This window comes from Streptomyces sp. NPDC058877, assembly GCF_042742855.1.
Classification (GTDB): domain Bacteria; phylum Actinomycetota; class Actinomycetes; order Streptomycetales; family Streptomycetaceae; genus Streptomyces.
Map to the genome: position 1 here is coordinate 17770 of NZ_JBHYMF010000020.1, position 16880 is coordinate 34649.

The following is a 16880-nucleotide window of genomic DNA, read 5'->3' on the forward strand; positions in this document are numbered from 1 at the left end:
GGTTCTCTCCGCGTGCTGTCATGGCCAGTACTCTCGCGGCCATGGAGCAGAGGCATCTCGGACGGACCGGCCTGCGCGTGTCACGCATCGGACTCGGCACCCTCACCTGGGGGCGGGACACCGACGAGCACGACGCCGCGGAGCAGTTGAAGTCGTTCTGGGACGCGGGCGGCACGCTCGTGGACACCGCCGACGTGTACGGCGGCGGCGAGGCGGAGCACCTGCTCGGGCGCCTGATGGAGCGCCTGGTGCCCCGGCACGATCTCGTCCTGTCCACCAAGGCGGGCAGCGTCCCGGACCCCGACCGGCGCACGGACGGCTCGCGCGGCCACCTGCTCGCCGCCCTCGACGCCTCGCTCGCCCGGCTGGGCACCGACCACGTGGACCTCTGGCAGCTGCACGCCTTCGACCCGTACACGCCCCTGGAGGAGTCGCTCCAGGCCCTCGACATCGCGGTGCGCAGCGGCCGGGCGCGGTACGCGGGCGTGGCGAACTTCTGCGGCTGGCAGCTCGCCAAGGCAGGCACCTGGCAGCTCGGCGGCGACCGGACCCGGCTCGCCGGTGCCCAACTGGAGTACTCGCTGCTCCAACGGGGCGTCGAGCGCGAGGTGCTGCCGGCCGCGCTGGACCTGGGGATGGGCCTGCTGCCCTCCTCCCCGCTCGGGCGCGGGGTCCTGACGGGGAAGTACCGCAGCGGCACCCCGGCGGACTCGCGGGGCGCCTCGGAGACCATGGCCCCGTTCGTGGAGCCGTACCTGGACGAGGCGGCGAGCCGCATCGTCGACGCGGTGACCACGGCGGCCGACGGGCTCGCGACGACCCCGCTCCACGTCGCGCTCGCCTGGGTGCGGGACCGCCCCGGAGTGGCCGCACCGATCGTCGGCGCGCGCACGGCACGGCAGCTCACGGCCGCATTGTCGGTGGAGACCCTTAGTCTTCCTGACGAGATCTGTCGGGCGCTGGACGACGTGTCGGCGCCCGTGCACCGTTATCCGGATCACGACTGGAGCACCTTGTGACCGAGCCTTCCGGGGAGACCGCGCCCGAGGCCGTGGAGCCCGCCGAGGACCAGCAGGAGGGAGCCGTCGAGGCGCAGGGCACCGACACGGACGAGGAGCCCGCCGCACGGGCGACGCCGCCCGGAAAACCGGATTCCGCCGGGGAACCGGATTCCGCCGAGGAGTCGGGTGCGGCCGAGGAGTCGGGTGCGGCCGACGGCTCCGACGCGCCCGGGGTGAGCGAGGCCCAGGCCGAACTGGCCGCGCAGCGCGAACTACGGGCGAAGATCGAGGCGCGGAAGGCCGGGCGGGACGGCCCGGTTGCGAGCGGCGCCAAGCTCAGCGGCACGGCGGCCGACCTCTTGGCGGCGGTCCGGGCCGTGGAGGGGGGCACCGCACCGGCCGGCACGTTCTACGGGGCCGTCGAGCCCGAGCCCGAGCCCCGCCGCCCCGCCGCCGGAACGCCCCCCACGACGACCGTGCGCCCCTCCGCCCCGGAGCGCACCGCGGACCCTGCCCCCACCACCACGGCCGCGGTGCGCGCGGTGCTCCTCGAAGGGGGCGCTCCGGAGGCGCTGGCGGCCCGGGCCGCCGCCGCGCTCGGCGAGGGCGCAGCCGCGGCGCTGCGCGAGGACCCCTGGCAGCTGCTGGCGGTGCCCGGGGTCCGGCCGGAACGGGCCGACGGTTTCGCACGGGCGCTGCTCGGTCCTGCCTGCGGTCCCGACGACCCGCGCCGGACGGTCTCCCTGACCGTGTGGCTGCTGGAGCGGGCCGCCCTCCAGGGGCACACCGCCCTGGAGGTCCGGGCCGTGTGCGCCGGGCTCGCCGAGCACGCGGTGCCCGATCCCGAGCGGGCCGTGGAGACGGCGGTCTCCGAGGGTGCGGTCCTCCTCTTCCAGGAGGATGACGAGACGGCCCCGGGCGCCGAGGGCGCCGAGCACGCCGAGGAACAGACGGAGGGGTCCGCCGCGCCGGAGGAGCCGGGCGAACCCGTACTGCTCGGCCTGGACCGGTACGCACTGGCGGAGGAGAGCCTCGCGGAGGGCTTCGCCCGGCTGGTGCGGACGGTGGAGGCGGACGTCTGGGAGGGCGGCGAACTGGAACGCGCCACCGGTGCGCACGGCCTGGTGCTGCACACCGGCGGCGAGGCCGCCCGTGCCGAGCCGGTGGCGCTGGCGGCGACCGCCCGTGACCGTGGACTGCGCACCCTGGTCGCCGTCCACGGCGAGGGTGCGCGACGCGCCCTGGCCGCTGCGGGCACGGAGGCGGTGACGGTCGCCGCCGTGCTGTCGGGGGCCGCGGGTCCGGGCCGGGACGAGGACGGCGCCCTCGCCCTCGACCTGCTCGTGGTGCTCGACGCGCCCCAGCTGGACGTGGAGACCGGCGTCGGACTCGTGGAGTCCCTGCCGGATGGCTGCCGTCTCGTGCTGAGCGGCGATCCCGAGGTGCTCGGCGCGCCGGGGGCCGGCCGGGTCTTCGCGGACCTGCTGGCGGCGCGGGTGTGCCCGCGGGTCGCCTCGCGCCTCCCCGATCCGGGGCCGCTCGGCGAACTGGTGTCGGGGATCGGGATCGGCGAGCTGAACCAGGTCGAGGCCCCCGGCAAGGAGGTCGTGATCGTGCCGGTGCGGGACGCGGGCGAAGCGGTGCACCGTGCGGTCCAGCTGGTGGCGGACTCGGTGCCGCGGGTGATCGGGGTACCGCCTGAGGAGACGCAGGTGGTCACCGTCGGCCACGGCGGTTCCGCCGGAACGCGTGCGCTGAACACCGCCCTGAAGCAGCGGCTCAACCCCGGGCCGGGCCGGTTCGGCGGCTACGACCCCGGGGACCGGGTGGCGTACACGCCCGCGCCGGGACGGACGGTGACGGGCACGGTCCTGTCAGCCGGTGCCGAGGGGCTGCGACTGCGCTGCGGGGACGAGGAGCTCCTCGTGCCGGTGGAACGGGTGGCAGCCGTGCTGCGGCACGGCTGGGCTCTCACGGCGCACCAGGCGGGCGGCACCCGTTGGCCCGCAGTGGTCGTGGTGCTGCCCGGGGACGCGGTGGGCGGCCTGAGCCGACCGTGGGTGTACACGGCCTTCGGGCGGGCGGAGCGACATCTGTCGGTCGTGCACGGCGTGGAGCAGGCCCTGGTGCGTGCGGTGGCCGAGGGGGTGGCCCCGGAGCCCACGACACGGCTCCGCCCCCTTCTGGAGGGGCTGCTGGCTGCCGAGGAGGGTTAGCGGCCGGAGGGGAGAACGAAAGGAGGGGCGGGGCACCAGACCTGGCGCCCCGCCCCTCCTCCCCCTCGCCCCGTCTCGTCTCGTTCCGTCAGCTTTCCGCGCCGCGGACCACCACGGGCTCGGGCTCGGGCTCGTCGTCCTCATCGAAGACGGAGCTGACGTCGAAGCGGCAGACGATCCGCTCCGGATCGGCCTGGTCGAAGGGGGCGTTGAGCCACTCCCCCGGTTCCGGGAGTTCCTCGGCCGCGGTGACCCAAAGCGTGGAGTCGCCCTCCTCAAGACCGAAGTCCTTGTGTCGGGAGGCGATCTCGTCCGGTTCGTACTCGTTGAAGAGCACGCCGAGCGCGGCCAGCGGCGAGAGACCGGCCCGGTTCGCCGCCCGGGCGGCGGCTTCGTCGCCGTCGAGCGCGGCGACGCGACGCGCCTGGGCGAGCAGCCGCTGTGGTTCGGCCACGGCGTAGTCGCGGCGGATCAGGAGGCTGACGGCATGGGGCTCGTCAGGCCCGGCGTAGGGCGGCAGGGCGCCGTCGGCTCCGGGGATCTCGAAGGGCGTGACCTCGTCGTAGCGGTCGTAGAGGATCTCGTCGTAGGCCTCGGCGGCAGCGGCGAGGTCGTTGAAGGCTTCGTAGACGGCCGTGTCGTCGTCCCCCGTGCGGCGTTCGACCGCCGCGAGGTGACGGTCCAGTGCGGTCTTGACCGCCTCTGCGGCGGCACGTACCTCGGCAGCGGTGGGCTGCGCAGCATCAGACATGGGACAGACGCTATCCGTACCGGGCCGGTGCCCGCACAATAGATGCGATGCCGGAATACGAATTCGTCGACGTGTACGTGCCGCGCGGTGTCTCCCGCAAGGAGGCCGCACGGCTGCTGACCGACCATGCCGAGTACGGACACTGGGAGTTGGACCGTCTGAGCCTGCACCGGGACGGGAGCCGCAGAGTACGGCTGAAGCGGCGGATCATCCGCCAGGTCCGGGCGACCTGGTAGCGGGAACCATTCCACGAGCAGGGGCCCCGCGGTGTGCGGGGCCCCCGTGCGTGGCGGACGCGTCCGGCGGGGCTCAGGCCGCGGCGCGGGCCCGGCGGTAGATCAGCGAACCGGCGAGCAGCAGCCCTGCACCGGCGGGAACGATCAGGCCGAGCGGACCGGCGCCCGTGTCGGCGAGCTCCTCCATGGCACGCGGCTGGGTGACGACCTGCACACCGGGAGCGTTCGGCCCGCTCTCATTGCCCGGGGTGCCCGGCTGTCCGGGGGTGCCGGGGTTCCCTGGAGTGCCCGGGTTCTCGGGGGTGCCGGGGTTCTCGGGGGTGCCCGGGGTGCCGGGGTTGCCCGGGGTGCCGGGGTTCTCGGGAGTACCCGGATTCTCGGGAGTACCCGGATTCTCGGGGGTGCCCGGGTTCCCGGGGGTCTCCGGCGTCTCCTCCCCGTACCCCGTGTCCCCGCCGTTCGTGCAGTCGTTGCCCGCGGCGGCGTTGCCCAGGCCGACTCCCGTGACGTTGTTGCCGCACGCGTTCACCGGCACGTCGATCGGCACCTGGACGTTGTTGCCGGAGCCCACGCCGGGAGAGTCACCGGTGTGCGCTCCGGCGGAAGAACCGCTTCCCGACGGGGAGGTGTTGGCACAGCTGTTGCCCATCGCCGGGTTGAGCAGCCCGACGACGTTGACGGTGTTCCCGCAGGCGTTCACCGGCACGTGCACCGGGACCTGGACGGAATTTCCGGACGCGACGCCCGGGGAATGGGTGGCCGTACCGTAGGCGCCGGAGTCGGCCTGTGCGTAGCCGCCGACGGCGGCGAAGACGCCTCCGGCTGCCGCGACGGTGATGAGACCCTTGCGTGTGACCTGTCGCATAGTTCGTTTCCTGCCTGCTCGGCTTCGAAAGAGTGCCACCGGGCGAAGCGCCCGGGGCGGAAATGGCCACCGGCCCCGGAGTGCATGGCACGCACTCCGGGGCCGGGCCGGCTCACACCCTCACGGGGCGAGGCACAACGTCAGGCGTTGACGCAGGTGTTGCCGAAGGCGGGGTTCAGCAGGCCGATCACGGAGACCGTGTTGCCGCACACGTTCACGGGGACGTGAACGGGAACCTGGACGACGTTGCCCGAGAGCACGCCGGGGGAACCGATGGCGGCACCCTGGGCACCCGCGTCGGCAACGGCCATGCCCGCGCCCGCGAGAACGAGACCGCCGGTGGCAGCCGCAGCAGCGACGACCTTCTTGATCATTATTCCTCCTAGTTGGCAATGCGGTCCCAGCCGCGGACCGCATCACCTGTAACGAGGGGGAGTGGTGGGAGCTACGAGCCCCCCGGCGCATTCACCCTTTCCGGTCACGCACAAACGCGTGGTCGAATTCAGCAGGCGTCGAGGAAGCGGTCCAGGACGCGGACGCCGAACCTGAGGCCGTCGACCGGGACGCGCTCGTCCACGCCGTGGAACATTCCCGCGAAGTCGAGCTCGGGCGGCAGCTGGAGCGGGGCGAAGCCGAAGCAGCGGATGCCGAGGTCGTCGAAGGACTTGGCGTCGGTACCGCCGGAAAGCATGTACGGCACGGCACGGGCGATCGGGTCCTCGGCGCGCAGCGCCAACTGCATGGCGTCCACCAGGGCGCCGTCGAAGCTGGTCTCCAGGGCCTTGTCGCCGTGCACGTCCTCGCGCTTCACCCGGGGGCCGAGGATCCGGTCGAGGTCGGCCAGGAACTCCTCCTCGTACCCGGGCAGGAAGCGGCCGTCGACGTGCGCGGTGGCCTGGCCGGGAATCACGTTCACCTTGTATCCGGCGCCGAGCATGGTGGGGGCGGCCGAGTTGCGGAGGGTGGCCCCGACCATCTTGGCGATGCCGCCCAGCTTGGCCAGGGTGGCGTCCATGTCCTCGGGGTCGAGCGGGGTGCCCAGGGCGTCGGAGAGCTCGTCCAGGAAGGACCGCACGGTCTTGGTGACCCTCACCGGCCACTGGTGGCGGCCGAGGCGGCCCACCGCCTCGCAGAGCTCCGTGATGGCGTTGTCGTCGTTGGTCATGGAGCCGTGGCCGGCCGTGCCCTCGACGGTGAGCCGCATCCAGTGCATGCCCTTCTGCGCGGTCTCGACCAGGTAGAGCCGCAGGTTCTCGTTGACCGTGAAGGAGAAGCCACCGACCTCGCCGATCGCCTCCGTGACCCCGTCGAAGAGGTCCCGGTGCTTGTCGACCAGGTGCCGGGCGCCGTAGGTGCCGCCGGCCTCCTCGTCGGCGAGGAAGGCGAGGACGACGTCACGCGGGGGCTTGCGCCCGCTGCGCAACCTGTCCCGCACGACCGCGAGGGTCATCGCGTCCATGTCCTTCATGTCGACCGCACCGCGACCCCAGACGCAGCCGTCGGCGACCTCCCCCGAGAAGGGGTGGTGGGTCCAGTCCTCGGCATTGGCCGGAACGACGTCGGTGTGGCCGTGGATGAGGAGGGCCGGGCGCGACGGGTCCTCGCCCTCGATCCGGGCCACGGTGGAGGCCCTCCCCCTGTGCGACTCGATGATCTTGGGTTCGAGCCCGACCTCTGCGAGCTTCTCGGCGACGTACTCCGCCGCCGCCCGCTCCCCCGGGCCGGAATGGTCTCCGTAGTTGCTGGTGTCGATGCGGATGAGGTCACGGCAGAGGTCCACCACCTCGTCCTCGCCGCTGATGCTCCGGGCGGTCTTCGACTCGCTCACGCTACTTCCTCCCACTACGTGCCCCACGTGATGACTGGTGGTCGCCCCCATCCTCCCGCGCGGCCCCCTCGACCCCCAAGGGCGCCGGTCGACCGGCATCCGGCTGTCGTACGGCCACGGGGGGATGAACGGGGATGGTGATCGACCCGTCCGAATGTTTGCTATGGTTTTCCTCGTCGGAAGGGCCCAGCGGCCGGGAAGACAGACACCTTGTCCGGGTGGCGGAATGGCAGACGCGCTAGCTTGAGGTGCTAGTGCCCTTTATCGGGCGTGGGGGTTCAAGTCCCCCCTCGGACACCAGCGAAGGACCCCACGTCTCGTGGGGTCCTTCTCGTTACGTCGGTAGGACCGGTGCGGCGCAGAACCAAGGCCCCTTCTTCCCCCCTCCCCCAACGGGACGGGGTCGACCCGGTGCGGGTGCGGCTGCCCGAGGACCCCGAGCGGCTCTGGAAGACCGTGCGGGAGCACCTGATCGACCGGTACGCGGGCGCCATCGGCACCGAGCGGGTCGAGGAGATGCTGAAGAGCGGCCGTTTCGTGGGGACGGACGGGCCGGTGAACGGGGACGATCCGTACGCTGCGGGGCGGTACGTCTGGTTCCACCGGGATTTCCCCGCCGAGCGGCCCGTCCCCTTCGGGATCGGCGTGGTCTACCGGGACGAACGGATCGTGGTGGCCGACAAGCCGCACTTCCTGGCCACCATGCCACGGGGCCGGCACGTGACCGAGACCCTGCTCGCGCGACTCCGCAGGGAGCTGGCGCTGCCCGAGCTGCAACCCGCGCACCGGCTCGACCGACTCACCGCGGGGCTGGTGCTCTGCGTCGTACGGTCCGGCGACCGGGGTGCCTACCAGACGCTGTTCCGGGACCGGGCCGTGCGGAAGGAGTACGAGGCGGTGGCGCCGCACGACCCGGCGGTGGCGCTTCCGGTGACCGTGCGGAGCCGGATCGAGAAGGAGCGCGGGGTGATGGCCGCCCGGGAGGTGCCCGGTGAGATCAACGCCGAGAGCCGGATCGAACTGCTCGCGCACGCCGACGGGATCGGGCGGTACCGCTTGGTTCCGGTCACCGGACGGACCCATCAGCTGCGGGTCCACATGAACGGCCTCGGGCTGCCGATCCTGAACGACCCGATCTACCCGCGGGTCCGCCCGGACGGGCCGGAGGACTTCTCGCGTCCGCTGCACCTGCTGGCGCGGACGCTGGAGTTCACCGACCCGTTCACGGGTGGAGCGGTGCGCTTCGAGAGCCGCTCGACGCTCAGTGGCCCCGGTTGATCCACTCCTGGAGGTGCGGGGCCTCCGCTCCGATCGTGGTGGTGTCGCCGTGGCCCGTGCGCACGACGGTGTCCGCCGGCAGGGTGAGGAGCTTCTCGCGGATCGAGTCGACGATCGTCGGGAAGTCCGAGTAGGACCGGCCCGTCGCCCCGGGGCCGCCCCGGAAGAGGGTGTCTCCGGTGAAGACGGTGCCGAGGTCGGGGGCGTACAGGCAGACCGCCCCGGGAGCGTGCCCCGGGGTGTGGAGGACCGTGAGGTCGGTGCCCGCGATGGTGAGGACCTGACCGTCGGCGAGCTCGCCGTCGGGGCTGTGGTCGGGGTGGGTCAGCTTCCACAGCGGCTGGTCGGCCGGATGGAGCAGGATGCGGGCGCCGGTCGCGGCAGCGAGGGCGGGCGCCGCTCCGACGTGGTCGTCATGGGCATGGGTGCAGATGATCGCGCGCAGGGATCGGCCGTCGAGCGCGGCGAGGATCGCCTCGGCGTCATGGGCGGCGTCGATGACGACGGCCTCGGTGTCGTCGCCGACGATCCAGACGTTGTTGTCGACCTCCCAGGTGCCGCCGTCGAGGCTGAAGGTGCCGGAGGTGACCAGGTGGTCGATGCGGGCGGCCATCAGAGGACCACCACCGAGCGGAGGACGTCACCCTCGTGCATGCGGGCGAAGGCCTTCTCGACGTCACCGAGGCCGATGGTCTCGGTGACGAAGGCCCCGAGGTCGATGCGGCCCTGCTGGTGCAGGTCGACGAGCATCGGGAAGTCTCGGGACGGCAGGCAGTCCCCGTACCAGGAGGACTTGAGGGAGCCGCCCCGGCCGAAGACGTCGAGGAGCGGGAGTTCGAGCTTCGTCTCGGGGCTGGGGACGCCGACGAGGACGACGGTGCCGGCGAGGTCGCGGGCGTAGAAGGCCTGCCGGTACGTCTCCGGGAGGCCGACGGCCTCGATGACGACGTCGGCGCCGAAACCGCCGGTGAGCTCGCGGACGGCCTCGACGGGGTCGCTGGAACGGGAGTTGACCGTGTGGGTGGCGCCCATCTCGCGGGCCTTGTCCAGTTTCCGGTCGTCGATGTCGACGGCGATGATCTTCGCGGCTCCGGCGAGGCGGGAGCCGACGACGGCTGCGTCGCCGACCCCGCCGCAACCGATGACGGCGACGGTGTCGCCGCGACCGACGTTCCCGGTGTTGAGGGCGGCGCCGATGCCGGCCATGACGCCGCAGCCGAGGAGACCCGCGACTTCGGGGGCGACGGCCGGATCGACCTTGGTGCACTGGCCCGCGGCGACGAGGGTCTTCTCGGCGAAGGCGCCGATGCCGAGTGCCGGGGAGAGCTCCGTGCCGTCGAGCAGTGTCATCTTCTGCTGGGCGTTGTGGGTGGCGAAGCAGTACCAGGGGCGACCGCGGGTGCAGGCGCGGCAGTTCCCGCAGACGGCGCGCCAGTTGAGGATCACGAAGTCGCCGGGGGTGACGTCGGTGACGCCCTCGCCGACGGATTCGACGATCCCGGCGGCCTCGTGTCCGAGGAGGAAGGGGAAGTCGTCGTTGATCGCGCCCTGCTTGTAGTGGAGATCGGTGTGGCAGACCCCGCAGGCCTGGACCTTCACGACGGCCTCGCCGGGACCGGGATCGGGGATCACGATGGTCTCGACCCGTACCGGTTCGTTCTTGCCCGGGGCGACGACCCCCTGGACGTGCTGTGGCATCGCGAACTTCCCTTCCTCCGAACGGATCTTGTAAGGCTCCTGCGTACCACTATCTCCCGACAAAAGGCGAGACCCCCGCAGGCCGTGCCCGTGGGGGTCCCGCCACACCCCGTGGGGGGGGTCTCGGCCCTACTGCGCCGCAGCGTCCTCGCGGACCCGGCGGCGGACCAGGAACCAACCGCCGGTCAGGGCAGCCGCGATGAGCGGCAGACAGGCGACGGTGGTGCGGCCGACGCCGCCGTCCATCCACATCAGGACGAGGACGGACGCGAGGAAGCCCAGGGTCACGACCTGGGTGTACGGGGCCCAGGGCAGGGTGTAGCCGGGGCGGGTGACCTTGCCCTGCTCGGCGTTGCGCCAGAAGAGCAGGGAGCAGATCATGATCATCGCCCAGGTGCCGATGATGCCGATCGAGGCGAAGTTGAGGACCAGCTCGAAGGCTTCGCCGGGCATGACGTAGTTGAGGACGACGCCGAGGACGCCGAAGCCCGCGGTGAGCAGGATGCCGCCGTAGGGCACGCCCCCCTTGTTCATGACGCCGGTGAACTTGGGCGCGGAGCCGGCGAGCGACATGGAGCGCAGGATGCGTCCGGTGGAGTAGAGGCCCGAGTTGAGGCTGGAGAGGGCGGCGGTGAGGACGACGAGGTTCATCACGCCGGCGGCACCGGGGATGCCGAGCTTGTCGAAGACGGTGACGAAGGGGCTCTGGTCCCCCGAGTAAACGGTGTACGGGAGGATCAGCGCGAGCAGGACCACCGATCCGACGTAGAAGAGGCCCACCCGCCACATGATCGAGTTGATCGCCTTCGGCATGATCTTCTCGGGGTTCTCGGTCTCGCCCGCGGCGACGCCGCAGAGCTCGACGGAGGCGTAGGCGAAGACGACCCCCTGGACGAGCAGCAGCATCGGCATCACGCCGTGGGGGAAGATGCCGCCGTTGTCGGTGATGTTGGCGAGGCCCGGGGTGTGGCCGCCGATCTCGTGCGAGGTCACGATGAGGAAGACGCCGACGAGCATGAAGACGACCAGGGCGGCGACCTTGACGATCGCGAACCAGAACTCCATCTCGCCGAAGTACTTGACGGAGATGAGGTTGGCGGCGAGGACGACCGCGAGGGCGATCAGGGCGAGCACCCACTGCGGGACGTCGCTGAACATGGCCCAGAAGTGGGCGTAGGTGGCGGCTGCGGTGATGTCGGCGACGGCGGTGGTCGACCAGTTGAGGAAGTAGAGCCAGCCGGCCGTGTAGGCCCCCTTCTCGCCCATGAACTCACGGGCGTAGGAGACGAAGGCGCCGGAGGAGGGACGGTAGAGCACCAGTTCGCCGAGGGCGCGGACCACGAAGAAGGCGAAGACGCCGCAGACGGCGTACGCGATGAAGAGGGACGGGCCGGCCTGGGACATGCGGCCACCGGCACCGAGGAAGAGCCCGGTGCCGATGGCACCGCCGATGGCGATCATGTTGATGTGCCGGGACTTGAGGTCCTTGCGGTATCCGGCGTCGCCGGCGTCCACGTGGGGGGAAGCAGCCGGGTTCGCCGGTGCGGCGGACGGCGGCTCGGCCGCGATGACGCGGTCACTCATGGAGTTGTTCGCCTTCGTGAGGGGGAGCTGTGCGGTGCTCGGCCGTGCACCTGGCAGGGGGGTGTCCCCGGCACGACCAGCGCACATCCTCACGGCAACGACGTGCAACTGACTGTGGCGCATGTCACTGAACGCCCACATTTGAGCTAGTTCAGAGCTTGAAGGGCGATCTACGGCCCCTAGGGGGCGAGGACGTCCAACTCCCGGAGGGCCCCGACGGCGATCTGACGGGTGAGCTCCTCCGCGCGGACCGCGTCCCGCTCCCGCACGGCCTCGGCGACCTGGACGTGCAGGGTCACGGCGGCCGGGTCGGGATCCTCGAACATCACGTGGTGGTGGGTGCGACCGGTCAGGACCTCGGCGACGACGTCGCCGAGGCGGGCGAACATCTCGTTGCCCGAGGCGTTGAGGACGACCCGGTGGAAGGCGACGTCATGGACGAGGTACTCCTCGAGGCGCCGGCCGCGCGAGGTGGCGACCATCCCGAGGGCCTGCTCGGTGAGCTCGCGGCACTGCTCCGGAGTGGCGTTCGCGGCGGCCAGTCCGGCCGCGACGGGTTCGACGGCCGAGCGGAGCACCGTCAGCGAGCGGAGTTGGCGGGGGCGGTCGGCGCCCGCCAGGCGCCAGCGGATGACCTGGGGGTCGTACACGTTCCAGCTGGCCGCGGGGAGCACGGTCACGCCGACGCGCCGACGTGACTCGACGAGGTGCATGGACTCCAGGACCCTCACCACCTCCCGGACCACGGTGCGGGACACGTCGAAGCGCTGGGCGAGCTCATCGGTGCGCAGCACGGTGCCCGGCGGACACTCCCCGGCGGTGATCGCAAGACCCAGGGCGGCGAGGACGTGCGAGTGGAGCCCCTGGGCCGGTGTCGTCATGGTGATCAGCCTATGCGCGCTCCGACCCGCTCCCCCAGCCGGGAATTAAAAGTACGACTTTTATGTCACAGGCTCTTGAATACGTCGTACTCAATGGGTTTCATGAGCGCGACGGATCCACCGACGCACCGGATCGATGTCGATGAAGACAGCGAGGCACCCCATGAGCACCACCCCCGGCACCACTCCCCCCGTCGTCGTCGTGATGGGCGTCGCCGGAACCGGCAAGACGACGGTCGGTCCGCTGGTCGCGAAGGCGCTCGCCCTCCCGTACGCAGAGGGCGACGACTTCCACCCGGCGGCCAACGTCGCCAAGATGTCGGCCGGCGTCCCCCTGGACGACGCGGACCGGGGGCCCTGGCTCGACGCCATCGGGGCGTGGGCGCAGCGCCGGGCCGGGCTCGGTGGAGTGGTGAGCAGCTCCGCATTGAAGCGGATCTACCGTGACCGGCTGCGTGCCGCCGCTCCCGGGGTCGTCTTCCTGCACCTGACCGGTGACCGGGAGCTCATCGAGGAGCGGATGGCCGCGCGCAAGGGCCACTTCATGCCCGCTGCTCTCCTCGACTCGCAGTTCGCCGTCCTGCAACCCCTACAGGACGACGAGGCGGGCGTCGCCGTCGACGTCACCGGCACTCCCGAGGAGATCGGCGCCCGGGCCGTTGCCGCACTGCGCGCCCTGACCGACTGACCCCTCCGCTTCCCCTCCGCCCCTCCCGCACCGCCGCGCGTCCCGTCGCCGCGCCCCGTCCCCCTTCCTGCCCGTACGAAGGACACCACCGTGACCAGTCTCAGTGTCGAGGCCCTGGCAGCGGACGCCGCCGAACCGATCACCTCGGCCGGCAACGCCCAGCTCGGGATCGCCGTGCTCGCCGGCATCGCCCTCATCGTCCTGCTCATCACCACGTTCAAACTGCACGCGTTCCTGGCGTTGACCATCGGATCGCTCGCGCTCGGCGCATTCGCCGGCGCACCGCTCGCGGACGCCATCACCTCCTTCACCACCGGCCTCGGCAACACCGTGGCGGGCGTGGGCGTGCTGATCGCCCTCGGCGCGATCCTCGGCAAGCTGCTCGCGGACTCCGGGGGCGCCGACCAGATCGTCGACACGATCCTCGCCCGGGCCGGCGGTCGGGCCATGCCCTGGGCCATGGTCCTCATCGCCTCCGTGATCGGTCTCCCGCTCTTCTTCGAGGTCGGCATCGTGCTGCTGATCCCGGTCGTGCTGCTGGTCGCGAAGCGCGGCGACTACTCCCTGATGCGCATCGGCATCCCGGCCCTCGCCGGCCTCTCCGTGATGCACGGGCTCATCCCGCCGCACCCCGGACCGCTGGTCGCGATCGACGCGGTCGACGCCAACCTCGGCGTCACCCTGGCCCTCGGCCTCGTCGTCGCCGTCCCCACGGTCATCATCGCCGGACCGCTCTTCTCCCGGTACGCCGCGCGTTGGGTGGACGTCCCGGCCCCCGAGAACATGGTCCCCACGCGCCCTTCCGAAGAGCTGGAGAGGCGTCCCGGCTTCGGCGCCACCGTCGCGACCGTGCTGTTGCCCGTCGTCCTCATGCTGGTCAAGGCACTCGTCGAGATCGTCGTGGACGACCCGGCGAACGGCCTGCAGAAGGTCACCGACGTCATCGGGTCGCCGCTGATCGCGCTGCTCGCCGCCGTGCTGGTCGCCCTGTTCACGCTGGGGCGGGCCGCCGGCTTCACCAAGGAGCGGTTGTCGTCGACCGTCGAGAGGTCCCTCGCCCCGATCGCGGGCGTGCTGATGATCGTCGGAGCGGGCGGCGGCTTCAAGCAGACCCTCATCGACCTCGGCGTGGGCCGGATGATCCTGGACTTCTCCCGGAGCTGGTCCATACCGGCGCTGCTGCTCGCCTGGCTGATCGCGGTCGCGATCCGGCTGGCGACGGGCTCGGCCACGGTGGCGACGATCTCGGCTGCGGGGCTGGTGGCTCCGCTGGCAGAGGGCATGTCGACCAGCGGGACGGCGCTGCTGGTCCTCGCGATCGGCGCCGGTTCGCTCTTCTTCAGCCACGTCAACGACGCCGGTTTCTGGCTGGTGAAGGAGTACTTCGGCATGTCCGTCGGCCAGACCGTCAAGACCTGGTCGGTGATGGAGACGATCATCTCGGTCGTCGGCATCGTCTTCGTCCTGCTGCTGTCGCTGGTGTTGTAGCCGCGCCGAAACGGGCGGCGGGGCCGGTCGGGGCTGACAGACTGTCGGCCATGACCGGCCCCCACGCGCTCAAGCCGTTCCTCCTCGCCTTCCCCGGCCCGCTCCGGGACCGACTCGTCGCCGCCGTGCTCTCCGGCGAGAAGGTGGCCACGACCGGGCTCCTCGTGGAGTACGAGGTGGAGGACGAGGACCTGCCGGAGGTCGGCGAGCGCTCGGCCGTCATCGGTTCGGACGGTCGCGAGGTCGCGGTCGTGGAGATCACCGAGGTCCGGGTCCTCCCCCTCGGCGAGGCGGACCTGCGCCTGGCCCTCGACGAGGGCGAGGGGTACCGGTCGGTCGCGGAGTGGCGCGAGGCCCATGAACGCTTCTGGCACGGCGAGGAGGTGCGGGAGGGCATCGGGGACCCGGAGTTCACCGTGGACGACGGGACGATGTTGGTGGTGGAGCGGTTCCGGGTGGTGGAGGTCCTCCCGCACGACGCCGACTGACGGCCCCGGCAGGGGCGGCCGACGCATCCCGTCCCCTTTCCTCGACACCGGGAGGCCGCGGCCCGCCGCCTCCCGGGAGCCGGGCGTTCCTTCCCGGCCCTTGTGGCGCGGGCCGACCGGTGTCCGCCCCGGAGGCCTCAACCGCCGATCGCCCGCGCCGCCGCCCGCCCCGCCGCACGGCCCGAGAAGATGCAGCCACCGAGGAAGGTGCCTTCCAGCGAGCGGTAGCCGTGGACGCCGCCGCCGCCGAAGCCGGCCGCTTCTCCGGCCGCGTACACGCCGTCCAGGGGTTCGCCGCGGTCCGTGAGGACACGGGAGTCGAGGTCGGTCTCCAGGCCGCCGAGGGACTTGCGGGTCAGGATGTTGAGGCGCACCGCGATGAGCGGGCCGGCCCCGGGGTCGAGGATGCGGTGCGGGGCGGCGGTGCGGATGAGTTTGTCGCCCAGGTACTTGCGGGCCCCTCGGATCGCGGTGACCTGGAGGTCCTTGGTGAAGGGATTGGCGATCTCGCGGTCGCGCGCGGTGATTTCGCGGCGCAGGGCCGCCTCGTCGATCAGCGGTTCGTCGGTGAGCGCGTTCATGCCGCGGACGAGGGCCGGGAGGTCCTTCTCGACGACGAAGTCGACGCCGTGCTCCATGAAGGCCCGGACCGGGGCCGGCACATCGGCTCGGGCGCGGCCGAGGACGCCACGGACGGACTTGCCGGTGAGGTCCGGGTTCTGCTCGGAGCCGGAGAGGGCGAACTCCTTGCCGATGATCCGCTGGTCAAGGACGAACCAGGTGTGGTCGTGGCCGGTGCGCATGATGTGTTCGAGGGTGCCCAGGGTGTCGAATCCCGGGAAGAGCGGTACGGGGAGCCTCTTGCCGGTGGCATCGAACCAGAGGGAGGACGGGCCGGGCAGGATCCGGATGCCGTGCCGGGCCCAGATGGGGTTCCAGTTCTCGATGCCCTCCGTGTAGTGCCACATCCGGTCGCGGTTGATGTGGTGGGCGCCCGCCTTCTCGGCGATGCCGAGCATCAGGCCGTCGACGTGGGCCGGGACCCCCGAGAGCATGGTGGCGGGCGGGGTGCCGAGCCGGGCCGGCCACTGGGCGCGGACGAGGTCGTGGTTGCCGCCGATGCCCCCGGAGGTGACGATCACGGCCTGGGCCCGCAGGTCGAAGGTGCCGACCACCTCACGCCCCGACGCGGTGCCCCGGGCGGCGTCGGAGGGTTCCAGCACTTCGCCCGAGACCGTGTCGACCGCTCCGGCCGTACGGCCGAGCGCGGTGACGCGGTGGCGGAAGCGGAGGTCCACCAGGCCGCGGGCGGCCCCTTCGCGCACCTTGCGCTCGAACGGGGCGACGAGGCCGGGGCCGGTTCCCCAGGTGATGTGGAAACGGGGCACGGAGTTGCCGTGGCCGTTCGCGTCGTAGCCGCCGCGCTCGGCCCAACCGACGACGGGGAAGAAGCGCACCCCGCGCGAGTGGAGCCAGGCGCGCTTCTCCCCCGCCGCGAAGTCGACGTACGCCTCGGCCCACTTCCTCGGCCAGTGGTCCTCCTCGCGGTCGAACCCCGCGGTGCCGAACCAGTCCTGGAGCGCCAGGTCACGGCTGTCCTTGACCCGCATCCTGCGCTGCTCGGGCGAGTCGACGAGGAACAGACCGCCGAAGGACCAGTGCGCCTGGCCACCGAGGGACTGCTCGGGTTCCTGGTCGAGAAGGATCACGGTGCGGCCGGCGTCGACCAGCTCGGCGGTGGCGACGAGACCCGCCAGGCCCGCTCCGATCACGATCACATCAGCGTCGTAGGACATGGACCGCATCTTGGATACACGGATGTATCGAGTCAACCGTCCGCACCCTTTCCGATTTTTAATGCCAGACATTAATATGAAC

General features: G+C 71.6%; 16 protein-coding genes and 1 tRNA gene. 8 read left to right on the forward strand and 9 right to left on the reverse strand.

Annotated elements, in window-relative coordinates:
• Positions 1-41 precede the first annotated feature (41 nt).
• On the forward strand, positions 42-1019 hold the full coding sequence (locus tag ACFW2Y_RS07340; RefSeq protein WP_384874839.1) for an aldo/keto reductase: 978 nt from the start codon (positions 42-44) through the stop codon (positions 1017-1019).
• Positions 1016-3217 (forward strand): helix-hairpin-helix domain-containing protein, encoded by a 2202-nt coding sequence (locus tag ACFW2Y_RS07345; protein ID WP_384874842.1) that lies wholly within the window; start codon positions 1016-1018, stop codon positions 3215-3217. The genes ACFW2Y_RS07340 and ACFW2Y_RS07345 overlap by 4 nt, the downstream gene beginning before the upstream one ends.
• 88 nt (positions 3218-3305) lie before the next feature.
• Here the strand turns inward: ACFW2Y_RS07345 and ACFW2Y_RS07350 are convergent, their stop codons facing one another.
• Complete coding sequence (locus tag ACFW2Y_RS07350; protein WP_384874845.1) at positions 3306-3968, reverse strand: hypothetical protein; 663 nt, start codon at positions 3966-3968, stop codon at positions 3306-3308.
• Positions 3969-4015: 47 nt separating this feature from the next.
• Here ACFW2Y_RS07350 and ACFW2Y_RS07355 point away from each other — a divergent pair, with 47 nt between their 5' ends.
• Entirely contained in the window at positions 4016-4204 is a 189-nt protein-coding gene (locus tag ACFW2Y_RS07355) for a DUF5703 family protein (protein WP_030692832.1), read from the forward strand.
• 73 nt (positions 4205-4277) lie between these two features.
• On the opposite strand, the gene ACFW2Y_RS07360 is transcribed toward ACFW2Y_RS07355, so the two are convergent.
• The 3 genes from ACFW2Y_RS07360 to ACFW2Y_RS07370 all read right to left on the reverse strand — a co-directional run bounded on the left by ACFW2Y_RS07360 (position 4278) and on the right by ACFW2Y_RS07370 (position 6897).
• Positions 4278-5069 (reverse strand): chaplin family protein, encoded by a 792-nt coding sequence (locus ACFW2Y_RS07360; RefSeq protein WP_384874848.1) that lies wholly within the window; start codon positions 5067-5069, stop codon positions 4278-4280.
• Between the two features lie 140 nt (positions 5070-5209).
• A complete protein-coding gene (gene chpH, locus ACFW2Y_RS07365) occupies positions 5210-5443 on the reverse strand; it encodes a chaplin ChpH (RefSeq protein WP_015032475.1) in 234 nt (77 codons plus the stop codon).
• Positions 5444-5571: 128 nt separating this feature from the next.
• Entirely contained in the window at positions 5572-6897 is a 1326-nt protein-coding gene (locus ACFW2Y_RS07370; protein ID WP_384874850.1) for a M20/M25/M40 family metallo-hydrolase, read from the reverse strand.
• A gap of 212 nt (positions 6898-7109) precedes the next feature.
• Between ACFW2Y_RS07370 and ACFW2Y_RS07375 the strand changes: the two genes are divergently transcribed.
• Together ACFW2Y_RS07375 and ACFW2Y_RS07380 are read left to right on the forward strand one after the other, a co-directional pair.
• Positions 7110-7197: transfer RNA gene (locus ACFW2Y_RS07375), tRNA-Leu, on the forward strand.
• A 51-nt stretch (positions 7198-7248) separates the two neighbouring features.
• Positions 7249-8175 (forward strand): pseudouridine synthase, encoded by a 927-nt coding sequence (locus tag ACFW2Y_RS07380; protein WP_384874852.1) that lies wholly within the window; start codon positions 7249-7251, stop codon positions 8173-8175.
• Here ACFW2Y_RS07380 and ACFW2Y_RS07385 read toward each other — a convergent pair.
• The 4 genes from ACFW2Y_RS07385 to ACFW2Y_RS07400 form a co-directional block, all read right to left on the reverse strand.
• Positions 8159-8788 carry an MBL fold metallo-hydrolase gene (locus ACFW2Y_RS07385; protein WP_384874855.1) on the reverse strand — a complete coding sequence of 210 codons (630 nt, stop codon included), beginning with the start codon at positions 8786-8788 and terminating at the stop codon, positions 8159-8161. The two genes, ACFW2Y_RS07380 and ACFW2Y_RS07385, sit on opposite strands and share 17 nt — an antisense overlap.
• Complete coding sequence (locus tag ACFW2Y_RS07390; protein WP_384874857.1) at positions 8788-9873, reverse strand: S-(hydroxymethyl)mycothiol dehydrogenase; 1086 nt, start codon at positions 9871-9873, stop codon at positions 8788-8790. The genes ACFW2Y_RS07385 and ACFW2Y_RS07390 overlap by 1 nt, the downstream gene beginning before the upstream one ends.
• A 129-nt stretch (positions 9874-10002) precedes the next feature.
• On the reverse strand, positions 10003-11457 hold the full coding sequence (locus tag ACFW2Y_RS07395; protein ID WP_384874859.1) for an amino acid permease: 1455 nt from the start codon (positions 11455-11457) through the stop codon (positions 10003-10005).
• 179 nt (positions 11458-11636) lie between these two features.
• Positions 11637-12338: a FadR/GntR family transcriptional regulator gene (locus tag ACFW2Y_RS07400; protein ID WP_384874862.1), complete on the reverse strand. Its 702-nt coding sequence runs from the start codon at positions 12336-12338 to the stop codon at positions 11637-11639.
• Positions 12339-12501: 163 nt separating this feature from the next.
• On the opposite strand from ACFW2Y_RS07400, the gene ACFW2Y_RS07405 reads away from it, so the two are divergent.
• The 3 genes from ACFW2Y_RS07405 (at position 12502) to ACFW2Y_RS07415 (ending at position 15002) form a co-directional block, all read left to right on the forward strand.
• Complete coding sequence (locus ACFW2Y_RS07405; protein WP_384874865.1) at positions 12502-13026, forward strand: gluconokinase; 525 nt, start codon at positions 12502-12504, stop codon at positions 13024-13026.
• A gap of 90 nt (positions 13027-13116) precedes the next feature.
• The gene (locus tag ACFW2Y_RS07410) at positions 13117-14514 is read left to right on the forward strand and encodes a gluconate:H+ symporter (RefSeq protein WP_384874866.1); all 1398 of its coding nucleotides are present in this window, start codon (positions 13117-13119) and stop codon (positions 14512-14514) included.
• Between the two features lie 50 nt (positions 14515-14564).
• A complete protein-coding gene (locus tag ACFW2Y_RS07415; protein ID WP_384874869.1) occupies positions 14565-15002 on the forward strand; it encodes an ASCH domain-containing protein in 438 nt (145 codons plus the stop codon).
• Positions 15003-15139: 137 nt separating this feature from the next.
• Here ACFW2Y_RS07415 and ACFW2Y_RS07420 read toward each other — a convergent pair whose 3' ends face one another.
• Positions 15140-16798: an FAD-binding dehydrogenase gene (locus tag ACFW2Y_RS07420; protein WP_384874871.1), complete on the reverse strand. Its 1659-nt coding sequence runs from the start codon at positions 16796-16798 to the stop codon at positions 15140-15142.
• Positions 16799-16880 lie beyond the last annotated feature (82 nt).

Coding starts and splice junctions, on each gene's coding strand:
- ACFW2Y_RS07340 (WP_384874839.1), top strand. CDS start 42: ATGGAGCAGAGGCATCTCGGACGGACCGGCCTGCGCGTGTCACGCATC.
- ACFW2Y_RS07395 (WP_384874859.1), bottom strand. CDS start 11,457: ATGAGTGACCGCGTCATCGCGGCCGAGCCGCCGTCCGCCGCACCGGCG.
- chpH (WP_015032475.1), bottom strand. CDS start 5,443: ATGATCAAGAAGGTCGTCGCTGCTGCGGCTGCCACCGGCGGTCTCGTT.
- ACFW2Y_RS07415 (WP_384874869.1), top strand. CDS start 14,565: ATGACCGGCCCCCACGCGCTCAAGCCGTTCCTCCTCGCCTTCCCCGGC.
- ACFW2Y_RS07360 (WP_384874848.1), bottom strand. CDS start 5,069: ATGCGACAGGTCACACGCAAGGGTCTCATCACCGTCGCGGCAGCCGGA.
- ACFW2Y_RS07390 (WP_384874857.1), bottom strand. CDS start 9,873: ATGCCACAGCACGTCCAGGGGGTCGTCGCCCCGGGCAAGAACGAACCG.
- ACFW2Y_RS07400 (WP_384874862.1), bottom strand. CDS start 12,338: ATGACGACACCGGCCCAGGGGCTCCACTCGCACGTCCTCGCCGCCCTG.
- ACFW2Y_RS07420 (WP_384874871.1), bottom strand. CDS start 16,798: ATGTCCTACGACGCTGATGTGATCGTGATCGGAGCGGGCCTGGCGGGT.
- ACFW2Y_RS07350 (WP_384874845.1), bottom strand. CDS start 3,968: ATGTCTGATGCTGCGCAGCCCACCGCTGCCGAGGTACGTGCCGCCGCA.
- ACFW2Y_RS07355 (WP_030692832.1), top strand. CDS start 4,016: ATGCCGGAATACGAATTCGTCGACGTGTACGTGCCGCGCGGTGTCTCC.
- ACFW2Y_RS07385 (WP_384874855.1), bottom strand. CDS start 8,788: ATGGCCGCCCGCATCGACCACCTGGTCACCTCCGGCACCTTCAGCCTC.
- ACFW2Y_RS07405 (WP_384874865.1), top strand. CDS start 12,502: ATGAGCACCACCCCCGGCACCACTCCCCCCGTCGTCGTCGTGATGGGC.